Annotated in this window: 12 protein-coding genes; 2 read left to right on the forward strand and 10 right to left on the reverse strand. The window is 61.5% G+C overall.

Annotated features, from left to right (window positions below; translation table 11 throughout):
* Positions 1-32 precede the first annotated feature (32 nt).
* Together J8C01_RS13720 and J8C01_RS13725 are read left to right on the forward strand one after the other, a co-directional pair.
* On the forward strand, positions 33-842 hold the full coding sequence (locus J8C01_RS13720; protein ID WP_211432794.1) for a PhzF family phenazine biosynthesis protein: 810 nt from the start codon (positions 33-35) through the stop codon (positions 840-842).
* A gap of 261 nt (positions 843-1,103) precedes the next feature.
* A complete protein-coding gene (locus J8C01_RS13725; RefSeq protein WP_211432795.1) occupies positions 1,104-4,502 on the forward strand; it encodes a TonB-dependent receptor in 3,399 nt (1,132 codons plus the stop codon).
* A 99-nt stretch (positions 4,503-4,601) separates the two neighbouring features.
* Here the strand turns inward: J8C01_RS13725 and J8C01_RS13730 are convergent, their stop codons facing one another.
* Genes J8C01_RS13730 through argC form a run of 10 tightly spaced genes read right to left on the reverse strand, consistent with a single transcriptional unit; the run spans position 4,602 to position 14,817 of the window.
* Positions 4,602-5,915, reverse strand: coding sequence for a glycosyltransferase family 4 protein (locus J8C01_RS13730; protein ID WP_014100967.1), 1,314 nt, complete (start codon positions 5,913-5,915; stop codon positions 4,602-4,604).
* Positions 5,912-6,499 (reverse strand): WcaF family extracellular polysaccharide biosynthesis acetyltransferase, encoded by a 588-nt coding sequence (locus J8C01_RS13735; protein WP_014100966.1) that lies wholly within the window; start codon positions 6,497-6,499, stop codon positions 5,912-5,914. The genes J8C01_RS13730 and J8C01_RS13735 overlap by 4 nt, the downstream gene beginning before the upstream one ends.
* The gene (locus tag J8C01_RS13740) at positions 6,496-7,659 is read right to left on the reverse strand and encodes a glycosyltransferase (protein ID WP_211432796.1); all 1,164 of its coding nucleotides are present in this window, start codon (positions 7,657-7,659) and stop codon (positions 6,496-6,498) included. The genes J8C01_RS13735 and J8C01_RS13740 overlap by 4 nt, the downstream gene beginning before the upstream one ends.
* Positions 7,660-7,677: 18 nt before the next feature.
* Positions 7,678-8,613, reverse strand: coding sequence for an NAD-dependent epimerase/dehydratase family protein (locus J8C01_RS13745; protein WP_014100964.1), 936 nt, complete (start codon positions 8,611-8,613; stop codon positions 7,678-7,680).
* A gap of 18 nt (positions 8,614-8,631) precedes the next feature.
* Positions 8,632-9,942, reverse strand: coding sequence for a hypothetical protein (locus tag J8C01_RS13750; protein ID WP_211432797.1), 1,311 nt, complete (start codon positions 9,940-9,942; stop codon positions 8,632-8,634).
* Between the two features lie 28 nt (positions 9,943-9,970).
* Complete coding sequence (locus tag J8C01_RS13755; protein ID WP_211432798.1) at positions 9,971-11,173, reverse strand: glycosyltransferase family 4 protein; 1,203 nt, start codon at positions 11,171-11,173, stop codon at positions 9,971-9,973.
* A 13-nt stretch (positions 11,174-11,186) separates the two neighbouring features.
* A complete protein-coding gene (locus J8C01_RS13760; RefSeq protein ID WP_211432799.1) occupies positions 11,187-11,903 on the reverse strand; it encodes an FkbM family methyltransferase in 717 nt (238 codons plus the stop codon).
* Positions 11,900-12,829, reverse strand: a complete 930-nt coding sequence (gene argB, locus J8C01_RS13765; protein ID WP_211432800.1) for an acetylglutamate kinase — start codon at positions 12,827-12,829, stop codon at positions 11,900-11,902. The genes J8C01_RS13760 and argB overlap by 4 nt, the downstream gene beginning before the upstream one ends.
* Before the next feature lie 6 nt (positions 12,830-12,835).
* Positions 12,836-13,783, reverse strand: coding sequence for an N-acetylornithine carbamoyltransferase (locus tag J8C01_RS13770; RefSeq protein WP_211432801.1), 948 nt, complete (start codon positions 13,781-13,783; stop codon positions 12,836-12,838).
* Positions 13,780-14,817 carry an N-acetyl-gamma-glutamyl-phosphate reductase gene (gene argC, locus J8C01_RS13775; RefSeq protein ID WP_211432802.1) on the reverse strand — a complete coding sequence of 346 codons (1,038 nt, stop codon included), beginning with the start codon at positions 14,815-14,817 and terminating at the stop codon, positions 13,780-13,782. The genes J8C01_RS13770 and argC overlap by 4 nt, the downstream gene beginning before the upstream one ends.
* Between the last annotated feature and the right edge of the window lie 2 nt (positions 14,818-14,819).

Here is a 14,819-nt window from a genome sequence, read left to right on the forward strand (position 1 = left end):
CTTCCCCCATCCCAACCTGGGAGTCATCATCCATGCCCATTCAGCTTACGGTAGTGGACGCTTTCACGGACAAACCTTTCCGGGGCAATCCGGCGGCGGTATGTCTGCTCGATGAAGCCCTTGACCGGACGCTCATGCAGTCCATTGCCCTGGAAATGAACCTGTCGGAAACAGCCTTCGTTCTGCCCGACGCCGACGGACGGTGGCAGCTACGGTGGTTCACCCCGGAAGCTGAAGTCCAGCTCTGCGGCCACGCGACCCTGGCTGCCGCCCACGTGCTCTACGAACAGGGGCGCGTTCCAGCCAACGACGTGGTGCTTTTTCAGACACCCAGTGGTGTCCTCACCTGCGTTCGCCACGCAGATGGCGACATCGAGATGGATTTTCCCGCCATTCCTGTCACGCCCACAGTGGCACCGATGGAGTTGTTTGCCGCCTTGGGCGTGCCGCTGGCCTACGTCGGCGCCAGCGAGTCGAACTATCTCGTCGAAGTCGAGAACGAAGACATCCTGCGCTCCATCCAGCCAGACATGCGCCTGCTGGCGACCCTGCCCAAGTGGGGCACGATTGTCACCTGCCGGGCGACAGCGCAGGATGGACTCCCTGACCACGACTTTGTTTCACGCTTCTTTGCTCCGGCCAAGGGTGTGGGAGAAGACCCGGTGACGGGTTCAGCGCACTGTTCCCTGGCCCCCTACTGGAGTGCCAAGCTCGGCAAAACCCGGCTCATCGGCTTCCAGGCTTCCAGGCGTGGCGGCATCGTCCACGTCGAAGACCGTGGGACACGGGTCAATCTCGGCGGCCGTGCCGTCACCGTGCTTCACGGCAGCTTTCACTTCTAACCAAAGCCTGTCCAGGAAGACCGACGAAACGCTGAAAATTGATTGCAAAACACTTTCCTATTCGTTCACACTGTGTTCACATAGGTACGAATAATGGCGTTACGTGTGGCCTCATGACGCCAAACGAACTTGAAAAAGGGTTCTCATGGCGGAAGGCGTTTCGAGCAACGGTGGTCTGCCGGGCAGTCCAGCGACTTTGTGCGAGGGGCGTTCTCCGTCTGGGATTCCATCCTGTCCTCTGTGTGTAAAGGGAGAATCATCATGCGAGATGTTTTGCGACTGAAGCGGCTCTGGCTGCTTACGGTGGCACTGTGCTTTGGCTTTTCAGGACCAGCCTGGGCCCAGGCACAGGCCACGACTGGACAGATTGCAGGCGTCGTTGTTGACCAAACCGGGGCGGCCATCGCCAATGCAACCATAACCGCTGAAAACCTGCAAACCGGTTTCAAACAAACGACGACCTCCAAAGCCAACGGTGAGTATGTGCTGGTTCAGTTACCGGTGGGGAACTACAAGCTGACCGCGGAAGCGACCAACTTTGCCTCCACCACTGTTGAAAACGCCACGGTCGTCGTCGGGCGGACGCTCAACGTCAACCTGACGCTCGGCGTGGGAGCCGTTACCGGTGAAGTCATCGAGGTGACGGCCAGTGGTGTCAGCATCCAGACGACCCGCAGCGAGGCCGACGCCATCCAGAACTCGACGGCCATTCAAAACCTGCCCATCAACGGGCGGCGCTTCCAGGATTTCGTCACCCTGGCACCCAATGCCCAGGTTGAGCCGCGCCGGCAGCAGATTTCCCTTTCGGGACAGCGCGGGATTTACGGCGCCAACGTCAACGTGGACGGCATGGACTACAACCAGCCGTTTTTCGGTGGCATCCGCGGCGGCGAACGCTCGAATTCCGCCTTCACCATCCCGCAGGAATCCATCCGGGAGTTCCAGGTGGTTTCAGCCGGCTATTCAGCCGAGTTCGGACGCTCCACGGGCGGAACAGTCAATGCCGTCACCAAGAGCGGCACCAATGAATTCCACGGCACGGCTTTTTACCTGATCCGCCCGCAGGAAGCCGCCCGTACCAATGACTTCTTCCGGGCACAGGAAGCCCAGTTTGTCGCGCAGGGCATCACGGGCAAAATCAATGCCGCGCCGACGCAGCAGCAGTTTGGCGGCTCCATTGGCGGCCCCATCGTCAAGAACAAGTTTTTCTTCTTCTTTGCCTACGAGCAGCAGCGGCTGCGCCAGACGCGCAGCACGGCCTTCCCTAACCTGGCACAGGTCAATCCAGCCACGTTGACGCCTTCACAGCGGGCTGTGTATGACTTCTATGTCAGCGAGCAGGGGAATTTTGAACAAACCAACGATGCCTGGGCCCCACTCCTGCGGTTGGACTGGCAGATCACCAGCAAGAACCTTCTGACGGTGCGTTATAACTTCAGTTATAACCGCGCCCTGAATGCCAACTCCAACGGCCCGCAAATTTTCCCGACAACCAACAGCTCCCTGGCCAACAACGGTGCGGAGCGCAACCGCAACAACATTGGCGTGGTGTCGCTCTACAGCACGCTCACACCGAGCCTGTTCAATGAGTTCCGCTTCCAGTTTGCACGTGAGGACCGCCCACGTGGCTCCAACTCCAGCCGTCCAACATTCAACAGCTTCATTGGTAATGTTGGGGCCGTCTCCTTCCTGCCAACCACGCAGTACGATACGCGGACGCAGTTCGTCAACAACCTGACAGTGCTGGCCGGTAACCACACGATGAAATTCGGCTTCGAGTACAGCCGTGTGTTTGCCAACCAGTTGTTTGGCTTCAATCAGTTTGGCAACTATTCGCTTATCGGCGCCAACACCACGCTGGCCGTTCTCAATGGCGTCCAGGTGCCGGTCGTGCCACCTGGCGCGCCGCCGACAGCCCAGCGTGGACGGTTTGACGTCGCCGCCAACTACACGGTGCAGATTGGCAACCGGTTCACCGAATACACTGTCCATCAGTTGGCCTTCTTTGGTCAGGACTCGTGGCGGATTCGCCCCAACTTCACGCTCAACTACGGGCTGCGCTGGGAAGGGCAATACAACCCCACCCCGGCGGCCAACAATACGAACCTCGTCAACATTGTCCGCAGCGTGCAGTATCCGATTGACGTTCCCGGACTGCGGCGCAATCCCACCCAGATTCCAGACGTGACCAACCAGTACGCCCCACGGCTGGGTATTGCGTGGGACCCGTTCAACAATGGGAAGTCAGTCTTCCGCGCCAACGGCGGTGTTTACTACGCCACGACACCCCTGCTGCTGTTTGCCGATGCCACCAATAACTTCCGCATTCCGCCGGGTAACCTGTCGGCACAGATTCCCTTTGCCCTGCCAGCCGGATTCAACCAGGCGGCGTTTGACGCCTCGCCAGCAACGGCTGGATACCGGGCCATTATGGGTACGGGCGCGGCACCGAACACGGTGTTCCGGCAGTTCCTGCTGGCTGGCATCAACCTCAACAACTTCCAGCTTGGGGCGCTGCCGACGGTCACACCAGCGCAACTGACCCAGATTGCCAACGTGCTCAACCAGTTCCTCCCGGCTGGTGCTACGCCGTTTTCGCTTTCGGCTGCCGCATCACCACTCTTCATCGCTGAAGACTTCCGCAACCCACGCTCTGTTCAGGCCAACTTCGGGTATGAATATCAGGTGGCACGTGGTCTGACGGTGGGTGTGGATTTCTCGCTTATCAACACGGTGTACTTGCAGCGGAACCGGCAGTTGAACCTTCCGCCCCCGCGCATCAACCCGGATAACATTCCGGGCGACATCTCGCTGCGGCCGATCTTCAACCCGACAGTGGCGCCTTTCGCCACCCGGCCCAACCTTGGCGTTGGTCAGTTGACCGTACGTGAATCCACAGCCCGGTCGCGCTACCGCTCCATGGTGCTGCGAATGAAGTTCGAGCGGCGGTGGGGGCAATTCTCGGCTTTCTACACGCTCTCGGACAACGTCTCGGATGATGACAACGAACGCGAAGCCGGCGGCTCATTCCCGGCCAACTCGTTTGACCTGCGCGCCGAGCGCGGCTACTCGAACATTGACCGGCGGCATCTGTTCGTCGTCAACCCGGTCATTTTCCTGCCCTACGGATTTGAAGTGTCGAGTGTGGTGCGGTTGCAGTCAGCCTTCCCCGTTGACGGCATTGTAGGCAACATCGGCGGTGGCCTGGCCGACGTCAACCGTGACGGAACGCTCGGCGCTGGAGCGGGCGGACAGCTCGACCGGCCGTACCGCGCGCCCGGCCAGCCGTTCCCGCGCAATGCGTTCCGCAACCGCCCGATCTACAACGTTGACCTGCGCCTGCAGAAGCGTTTCAAGATCACCGAATCCCAGGATGTCACGATTTCGGGTGAGTTCTTCAACCTGTTCAACCTCATGGGACTGCAATACAGCGGCGCCGCGGTGACGAGTCTGTGCAACTTTGCCGGATTGACGGGCAATGCCCTGATCGCTGCGCAACGCAACTGTGGTATTCCGCAGGCGAATGTGCCGCTCAACCCGAACTTCCTGTCCCTCCGGGAGCGCAACCTGAACAGCCCGCGGCTTGGGCAGCTTCTGCTCAACAACACGCTGGGGAACTCGGTGTTCCAGTTCCAGGTTGGCGTGCGGTATCAGTTCTAAACCAGGTAGCTACAGTTGGCTTTCCCGGCGGCAGCGCAGCAGCGCTGCCGCTTTTTTCTTTGGCTTTCGGCTTTGTCTCTTTGGCTTTCCAGCAAGGCGTCAGTGTGCTGGGCGGGTACGCATCGCGGACGTGACGACCTCCCAGTAGGCATCAAGTGCCAGTTCGCGCCGAAAATGCTGCTCAAAGCATTCACGGGCGCGGCGCTGCATGGCGGTCAAAGACTCCGGCTCGTCGGCCAGCCGGCGCAGCGCAGCGACCAGTGCCGCCACGTCACCTGGTGCAATGCGAACACCACAGGCATGCGCCTGAATGATGTCAGCCACCTCGGTATGCTCACCGACCAGTCCGAGAATGGCCTGCCCGGCGGCCAGCGAACCATAGATTTTGCTGGGAATGATAAGACCTTCGGCCGCCGGCTCCATCGTCACCACTGAAAGATCGGCGCAGGTCAGCGACAGCGGCAGGCGTTCCACCGGCTGGTAGGGCAAAAACTTCACGTTGGGCAACTGCTTGGCCGCGGCTATCTCCACGAGGCGGGTCCGCTTGCCTCCATCGCCAATGAAGAGGAAGAAAAACCGCGGATCATGACGCAGGGCGTCAGCGGCAGCCAGAACGGTTTCCAGGTCATGCGCCAGCCCCATGTTCCCGGAGTACAGCACGGTGAGCCGGTCATGAGTGCCATGTTCCAGCGCAAAGGGATTTTCCGCCTTTGGGCGGGGATGAATGGCCGTTCCATCCGCCCAACTGGGGATGACACGTACCGGAAGGAAGCGCCCTCTGGAACGGGCATGGGTGGCTTCGAGCGTCACGCGCATGCGATTGCCCAGCGTAATGACCGCCGCTGCCCTGTCATAGACCAAGGCATTGACGGCATCCCACAACCGCCGCACCAGAGAATGTTCCTTCAGGACACCGAACCGTACGGCCAGATCAGGATAGATGTCCTCTACGACACAAACATAAGGGCGGCGCTGCACCATCCACCCCAGCCACCCGACGAGGCCAAGTAATGGCGCATTGCACACCAGCAGTACGTCATATCCCCGAAAACCCACAGTCGTCTCGATGGCAGCCCCGGCGACGAAGGTCGCCAGGTTGAGCAGCCGGCCCCACAGACGACGCTTGTCAAAACGGGTACCCAGCACCCGGCGGATGCGAATTGCTCCCAGCCGGTCATAGGCCGGTAACGGCTGAGCATCCCGCTGGTAGGGGGCGCGGCTCGTCACCACCATCACCTCACTGCCACGCCGGGCGAAGTCCTGGGCAATTTCAGTAGTGAACTGCGCCACCGCGGCCGTTTCGGGATAAAAATAGTGGGTCAGAATGAGCAGGCGCGGCACCGGTGTGGCCGACGGCGCTGAAGTGGGCAACCTTTCCGAAGTGGAAGGGACGGTCTCCCGGTGGCGCGTCATGACGGTTGCGACACCTGGGCGACAGATGGCTCTGTCGTGCGAAGCACCCGCTGCCGCACCCACTGCGCCGGACATCCGCGATAGATGCTGTATGGCTCGGTTTTGCCGCCGATGACACTGCCCGCCGCAACGACGACGTGACTGGCAATCTCGGTTCCCGGCAGCACGATGCTTTTGGCGCCGATCCAGGCCCCATCCGTGATGACAATCGGCCCCACCATCAGGTCAAAGGAAGGCGAGGTGTAGTCGTGGTTGCCAGTCAGCAGGTACGCCCCCTGTGAAATGCAGGCGTGGGCGCCAATCGTCACCTGAGCCAGGTTGTCAATCCACGCCCCTTCGCCAATCCATGTAAAGTCGCCAATCGAGAGAAACCACGGGTACTTGATGTTGACGTTCGGTTTGATGACCACGCCCTGCCCCACCCGCGCGCCGAACAGCCGGAGCAGGGCCGCTTTGAGTGCCGAGGGATAGGGCAGGTCAGACTTGAAAATCCAGGCATTGACCAGCATCCACAGCACACGCTTGAACACCGGGCCGGGCCGATACCAGGCATTGTCAAAACGGGAGAGGTCAACCTTCGTCATGTCGCCAGGATGCGCTCATACGTTGCCAGCAGTTTTTGCGCCACCCGTTCCCAAGTGTAGTGGTCAAGAATAAAGGCTCTTCCGCGGGCACCCATTGTCCGGGCGGCGGCCGGATCACCCAGATAGCGGTCGAGCGCCTGTGCAATGGCTTCCACGGAACATTCAACGATACAGGCCGCGCCAGCCGCCCCAGCCTCCGGGAAGTTGCAGCCATCCGTCATGATGGTCGGCGCGCCTGCAGCCAGACACATCAGAATGCCCATGCTGAAGCCCTCGGAGTAGGAAGGCGCGATGTGGAGTTCAACGCTGCGCAGCATGGCATAGAGTAGCGGCCCGCTCATCCAGCCGGCAAAGGTTACGGACTCCAGACACCCGGCTGCGGCAAAAAACTCCTTTGCCCGTGGCAGAAAGCCGATGTTGTCCTGTCCCACCACCAACAGGTGGGTGTCCGGGTATTTGGCGTGTATCCGGGCAAAGGCCGGTGCCAGCAGATCAAGCCCCTTTTTGGGATCGATGCGCCCGAAAAACAGCAGAAGCCGTTTGTGGCGCAGCGCCGGGTAAGCCGCATAGAACACCTCGCGGTCAGGTAGCGTCTCAAACTCGGCACGGTGTAACCCGTTGGGGATGAGTTCAATCGGTGTCTCCAGGCCGAGCGCCTGAATGTGCTCGGCTTCCCGTGAAGCCGTGGCCTGAATGAGCCGGGCGCCGCGCAGCGCCGGACGCTCCACCAAGGCATAGTAGGTGCGCTTTTTCCACGCCTTGTAGGCCAGCGCCCATGGCTCAAGCATGCCGTGCGGCGTGGTGACGTATGGCCACCCGTGCTGCCGGCACTGCCACTGTACCGCTGCTATAAGCGGCGCAAAAATGGAATGCGTGTGAATGAGGTCATACGCCTGCCCCTGCTGCCCAAACCACCGGACGAGCGACTGACTGAGGATGAAGTCCTGGCGATGCCAGCAGGGGAAGTACATGACGCGATAACCATCTTCCGCAATCCAGGTGTGATGGACAACCATCCGCCGCTGCTCGCCGTCGGCATCGGTGGTGATGATGTCCGCCTGGACACCGGCGCGCCCGACAGACTGGGCAATCCCGGTGACCACTTTCGCAATTCCACCGTATTTGGCACCCAGATAAGGAACGACATACAAAATCCGCATGCCCGGTTTCCCAGCTCTTCAGGACAACAGCTTTGCCGCCTGCATCCAGGCAGCCGTCCGTGCAATGCCCGCTTCCAGTGAGGTCACTGGATGCCAGCCAAACGTGCGCCGGGCGGCTTTACAGTCAAGGCAGACGAAAGGCGCATCAATGCGGCGTGCCGGCTCGTAGCGGACGGTCACCGACCGTCCGATGACTGATTCAATCGTGGCCACGAGTTCATTCAGGCTGTAGGCGTGTCCGCCGCCCAGATTGAACACCCGATTGACCCCGGCCGTACCGCTTCCGGCCTGCACCAGCGGTTCCAGCATATCCGTGACGAAAAAGAAGTCGCGGCTGGTTTGCCCATCACCAAAGATGACAACCGGTTCTCCCCGCAGGGCGCGATACAGAAAGACGGTCACGGCTCCCTGCCGACCGAGTGGGTTCTGACGCGGCCCATAGGGCACCGAAGGACGGAAGATGACATATTCCAGACCGTAAAGGTGGTGGTAGGCCCCAAGATATTTCTCAACGGTCAGCTTCGTCACCCCATAGGCATTGATGGGCTGTGTGGGATGGTCTTCCGCAATGGTTCCGGCGCAGGGCGTTCCATACACTGTGCCACCGGAGGAGACGTACACCACCCGCCGTACACCGGCTTCCCGACAGGCATCGAGAAGCTGCACCGTGGGCAGGAGATTTGCCTCGATGTCGGCAACCGGATGCCGGGTCGCCGTCTCGTGAATCGAACTCCAGGCGAGATGATACACCGTCTCAACGCCAAACTCCGTCAGGACATTGCGCACGAGGTCGCGGTCGGAGAGGCTTCCCGTCACAACCCGCACCCCCGGCGGCGGGGGGTCATAGCGGCGCTCCCGGCGGTCAAAGACAATGACCGAAGCCTGCCCGGCCAGGCGGTCAACCAGATGGGAGCCGATGAAGCCATTGCCGCCCGTGACCAGAATCGTTGCCATGGTGCGCGTTGTCCGGCTTCAGGCCCGGATGGGAATCGGCCGTGGCCCGGGCCAGGGGGCCGGTTGGTTCACCTGTTTCAGCAGCCGGCGGTTCGACCAGGCAAACATCAACACCGTCAGGGAAGACATCCCCAGCCAGGCATAGATGCCCGGCAGGTCACCGCCCCGCAGGAGCGGGATCATCCACGCCACAAACAATCCACGCAGCACGCTGTACACGAACGGGTGCAGTGTGGTCATCCATTCCGTTATGGCAGCCAGACCCAAACCGTAGAGCACCGCAAAGACAGCAATCCCGATGACGCCCCCTTCACCGTAGAACGAACCGTAGATGGACTGGGAAATCCCCAGTATCCCCTGCGATGCATCGCGCAGACCAAGCTTGTTGACATATCCGCCCACCGGCTTGTCGGGCCAGAGTTCCCGTGGAATCGGACGGGTCAGCACTTCGAGGTGCTCCATGCCCAGCGTGAAATCCATCAGTTCGGGATAGACGAAACAGACGATGGCAAATCCATCCAGCATGTTGGCGTCTTCCCCTGCGACCAGCCGGTCCCACGACGAGTCAAAACGCTGGAAAGCCGCCGCCTTGTCGTTGACGTTGTCAGCCTGCCGGAGCCCCCCTCCCAGACTAAACGCCAGCACGGCGATGATCGTCCCCAGCAGCAGGGCGACCGCCCGTTTCCGTGGGGCATAAAACACCGAAAGCGTCACGGCCATCCCGATGATCAGGCCGACGAACTGAAACCGCAGGAAAGCCCCAAAGTTGTTGTAAGCGGCAGCCGCTACAATGAGCAGACAGACGCCCTTCTGAAAGGGTGTGTACAACGCCCCAAAGCGCCACGCCGCCACCAGCAGGGTTGCCACCCCGATCAGAGTGAGGGGAAACAGATAGACGTAGCTGCTGCTCGTCAGATTGAAGGCGGCACTGCGGGCATACTCGCTCAGGAGGAAAAATACAATGCCCAGGGCAAGCAGGGATGACACCGTACGTGGCGGCAGCCGCTGGAGACCTTCCGCCGCCACCACCGGCAGTTTCCGCCGCATCCGAACGCAGTAGGTCGCCATCAGGACGAACTCCCCAAAGGCGATGAACGGCAGGACCTCCAGGGCATCCTCATCCGTGATGGGCGGTAAGCCAAAGGTATAGACCGTCTCTATCCATTCCCCCCACCCCTGGGTCACGGCAAAATACCGGTACGAGCTGAAAAACATCGTCAGCCCGGCAATGATCAACGGAACTTCATCGTTCCGCCGGAAGAACCACACGCCAGCGAAAACCAGAAGCGCCGTCTGGATGAGGACGATGAGCGGGAAAAGCGTATCCATAGGGTATGTCCACCAGCAAGAGGCCCGGTCAGCGGGCGGTTTCGAGCAGTGTTTTCCAGCGGATGCCGTAAGCATCCCAAGTGTACGCCGCGATGCGCTGGCGCGCCAGTCGTCCCATATCGAAGGTTTCGGCCGGTCGGGACAGCGCCGTTTCCATCAGCGCCTGTAACCGCGCGGCATCGCCGGCCGTCATCAGCCAGCCATCCACACCGTCTTCAATCAGGTCGGGGCCAACCGTGGCATCTGAGGCAATCACTGGGACGCCGCAGGCCATGGCTTCCAAAACAACCAGCCCAAAGCCCTCGAAGTAACTTGGAAACACCAGCACGTCACACGACCGGATGATGTCCGGCAGGTCGCGGTGCGGACGCTTGCCCATGACCTTCAGTCCCGGCAAATCGGGAATATGCGGCTGCACCTCCGGTGCAACCGGCCCCACCAGCCACAATTCGGCGTGCCGTGGAGCCAGCTTTTCCCAGACTTCCAGGAGCAGCGGAACACCCTTGCGGGCCGTCACCGAACCAAGAAACAGAAAGCGAAAGGGGCGGCCGGCCTCCGGCGGCGGACGCGGCGTGAAGGCCTCCAAGTCAACACCATACGGGTTACAGACAATCCGCTCCACGGGAACCCCATGAGCGACAAGCGACCGGGTGGTAAAGCTGCTCGCCACCACAATGGCATCCGCCAAGACATGTTCCTGCGCTTCGTGGGCCAGCATTGCCGGCAGCGGCGGCACAAGGCTTTCGCGCCAGTCGGGATACCGTGCGGCGACGGTTTCAAAAACCCGTTTTTTCCACAGGGGATGGGCAATGCTCTGGTCAAGGATGAACCGCCGGCCCAGGTCACGACACCGCTCGGCCAGTATCCACGAGGACGTATCAAAACCAATGACCACATCCACCGCACGCAGCGCCGCCGTGGGGATGCTTTCCTGAAAATGCTGGTTGCGGCGCAGAAAGACCTCCAGCGCTGGCGCTCCCTGCCGGAGCGCCCACAGCGCCGCCAGCTCACGCCACGGGCGCAGATGAAGCTGCCGCCGCCCCACGCCCGACAGCAGCCGGTTGCCCAGTCGTTCCCGGATGGCTTCCACCTGCGTCAGTTGCCGGACCCACCACGCTTCTTCACGCAACGCCAACCCTGTCCAGAACCCCTCCAGCATCCCCAGCCGTGCCAACTGCCGGGCAAGCTGGAAGGCATGCTGCGTTCCGGGATGGGCAAGCAGAACCTTCATCGTTTGGCGGAGTTCACTCGCTGGAAGTCGGCGACGGGAGGCGTGTCGTCACCCAGCAGGTGGGAATCGTGCGTGCCTCCGGGCCGAACAGCCAATGGGGACGCAACGGGTGAACATCCACCGTCCGGCCCGCTGCCCGCAGCCGGCTCAGGACCGGCTCCAGCAGGTGCTCGCCATGGACTTCCACCAGCCACTGCACCGGCGCGGCCAACAACCGCCGTGCGCCGTCGAGCACGTCCACTTCAGCGCCTTCGACATCCACCTTGACCAATGCCGCCCGTCCGGCCAGCGCCGGCCGGGCATCCAAAGCGGCATCCAGCGTGATGGTCACGCCGTCGTTTCGGGCCCCGACGTACAACGGCAGGAACTCAAACGTCGCGCCAGCATAGGCGGCAGCCCACCGTTGGGCAGGGCCGGTGAGTTGTTCTGCCAGAGACGGCGTATCGTCCATCCCCGGCTCAAAAGCCACGATATGCGGGTGACGGCCCTGCCCGAGAATGGCTGCCGCACACCCGTAGGTGAAATAACCATCGTTGGCGCCGACATCCCAGATCACATCCACCTGCCGCAACGCCGCCTTCAGCCACGGATTGAGTACATGCTCATAAGCGCCCAGGATTTTTCGCTTGGAGTGGGCCGGATTGAGAATGAGCCGCGCCCCGCGAAAGGGCCCGGCCAGAATCGTCACGGGTGTCGGCGTCTGTTTCGTCAAAAGGGCCAGCAACGTCATGCCTGCCGACGGGACAAAGACGGCGGGCGGCTTGCCACTTCATTCTCGCCGTTGACAGTGATCATCGTCCCATCCCCTTCTTCCGTGAAAATCTCCCGGAGCAGCGCCCCGGCTTTCATGCCGTTGATGACGTGCACTGAGTTGACTCCGGCACGCAGGGCGCGCGCCGCAGCTTCCAGTTTCGGCAGCATGCCACCGGCCACCTTTCCGGCGTCCATCATGGCGGCGGCTTGCCGCAGCGTCAGGCGGCTGATGCGCTGCCCGTGCTCATCCAGCACACCATCCACGTTGGTCGCCAGAACCAGTTTTTCAGCCCGCATCTCCGCCGCAATGACAGCCGCCACGGTATCGGCATTGACATTGTAGATGTCACCATCCTCGTCGGCGGCCAGCGACGCCATGACCGGAACAAAGTCCTTCTCGATGAGCGTGTCAAGCAACCGGGTGTCCACATCCAGAATTTCGCCGACGTAACCATAATCCACCGTCTGCGGCTTGCCGGTTTCCAGATTGACGACCACCTGCGGCGGGCGCTTGCGTGCCGTCAGGATGTTGCCGTCCACCCCACTCAACCCGACGGCGGGAACGCCGGCCTGGCGCAGCGCGCCGAGGATTTCGACGTTGACCTTGCCGCCAAAAACCATCTTGACCACATCCAGCGCGCGCTCGTCCGTGATACGCCGGCCGTTGATGGTCTTCGGCTTGATGCCAAGCTGCTGGCTCAATTCATTGGCCTGCACCCCACCGCCGTGTACGGCCACGACGCGAATCCCAATCTGGGCGCACAGCGCCAGTTCTTCACAAAACGAATCGAGGGTGTCTTCCTCTGCGGCAACCTTGCCGCCAAACTTGACGATGAAGGTCTTTCCCTTGAAACGATTGATGTACGGGAGGGCTTCCCGCAGCACATTGGCGTCAAATCCCATAGGCCGTCAAATCAGATGCAAACAAAACTGCAAAATGGATTTCTGAACGTGCAGCCGGTTTTCGGCTTCGTCGTAACAATCGTTTTGTGCCGATGCCAGCACCGCGTCTGTCACCTCGACGTTGCGCCGCAGCGGCAGGCAGTGCAGAAACCGCGCTGAACCGAGTTTTTCCGGTGTCAGTATCCAGTCCCGATAGCGTGCTGGCGGCGGTGCGCCGTAATTCACCAGCGACGCCCAGGACTTGGCATAGACCACATCCTGCCGGGCCAGCACCGACTGGTCATGCACGACCTCGACATCACCGAGACGCTCCATGACCACGTCTGGCAGCGGAAACTCCGGCGGGGCCACGATGGTCAGCCGGCAGCCAAGCTGGGTGGCCGCCAGCGCAAACGAGTTCGGCACCGCCGTGGGCAGCGCCTTGATATGTGGCGTCCACGCCAGCGCGACCCGTACGCCTTCCGTCCGCCCGAAACGCTCCCGGATGGTCAGCATGTCGGCCATGGCCTGGCAGGGATGGTACAGCGCCGATTCGAGGTTGATGACCGGAACCGTGGCATACCGCCGGAAGGCCTCGATGACCGGATCGGCCGCGTCCTCTTCGGGCCGCTTCAGGGACGGGAAACAACGGATGGCCAGCACATCGAAGTAGCGCGAAAGCACCTGCGCGGCGTCGGCAATGTGCTCCGGTTTGTCGCCGTCCATGACGACGCCTTCCTGGTATTCCAGATTCCAGGTTCCGCGCCCGACCTCGAAGGTGACAGAAGTCCCGCCCAGTTGCGCAATACCGACGGCAAAACTGGCGCGGGTGCGAAGTGAGCTGTCAAAGAACATCAGCGCGACGGTCCGCCCACTCAGGGCTGTTGAACGCTCGCCACGGTGCGTCATGGCATGCGTCAAAATGGTTTCGAGTGTGGCGCGGTCATAGTCCCCGGTGTTGATGAAGTGTCTCATGGATTGCACGCAAAAGCGGTCAGACCGAGCGTTTCAGGCAGACCATGCATGAGGTTGAAGCACTGGAGCGCCTGCCCGCCGCCGCCTTTGATGACATTGTCCAGCGCCGCCCAGACGATGGCCGTTTGCCCACGGACGGCCAGCCCAAGGTCACAGTAGTTCGTCCCACCAACCCACTTGATGTTGGGCGGTGTCTCACGCAGGCGGATGAAAGGCGCGTCGGCATAGTGTTCCGCGTAGAGCCGGTGCAGCCCTTCGGGTGAAAGGTTCTGGCGCAACCGGGCATAGACGGTGACGAGAATCCCCCGCACAAACGGGCCGGAGTGCGGCTGGAAGACAAAGTCAACTTCCTGTCCGGTTTTGAGCCGCAGGGCCTGGGCAATTTCGGGCACGTGCCGATGGGTGAACGGCTCGTAGGCAAACAGGGCATCCGCCCGGAAGGGATGGTGCGTCGTGGCCCGTGGGCTGGCCCCCGCTCCCGAAGAGCCAGTGACACCGTTGACAAAAGCCTGTTCCAGCCAACCGGCAGCAACGAGTGGGTACAAAGCCAGCGTGACCGCCGTGGCAAAACAGCCCGGTGCCGCCACATAGTGCGCCCGGCGGATGTCTTCGCGGAACAGCTCCGGCAGGCCATACACAAAGCGCGAAAGCCACGCCGCTGCCGCATGTGGACGCCCGTAGGTTGCGGCATACACCGACCGGTCACGCAGCCGGAAATCAGCCGAGGCATCCACAATGCGCGCCTCTCCGGCAAGCGCGTCAATGTGCGTCATGGCTTCGCCATTGGGCAGGGACAGAAAGATGACTTCCGCACTCCCGGTTTCGGTTAGCGGAGCAAACACCAGACCCGTTCCCGTCAGGTTGGGATGAACAGCGTCCAAGGGTTTGCCAGCCGCTTCCCGCCCGGTGATGGCAACAACTTCAACCTGTGGGTGCGCCAGCAGGAGGCGAAGCAGTTCTCCGCCAATGTAACCGGAGGCGCCGACGACGGCGACGCGCCGCCGCGCCGCCGATGTGGATGACGATGCAACCATTC

This window comes from Chloracidobacterium sp. D, assembly GCF_018304685.1.
Classification (GTDB): Bacteria; Acidobacteriota; Blastocatellia; order Chloracidobacteriales; family Chloracidobacteriaceae; genus Chloracidobacterium; species Chloracidobacterium thermophilum.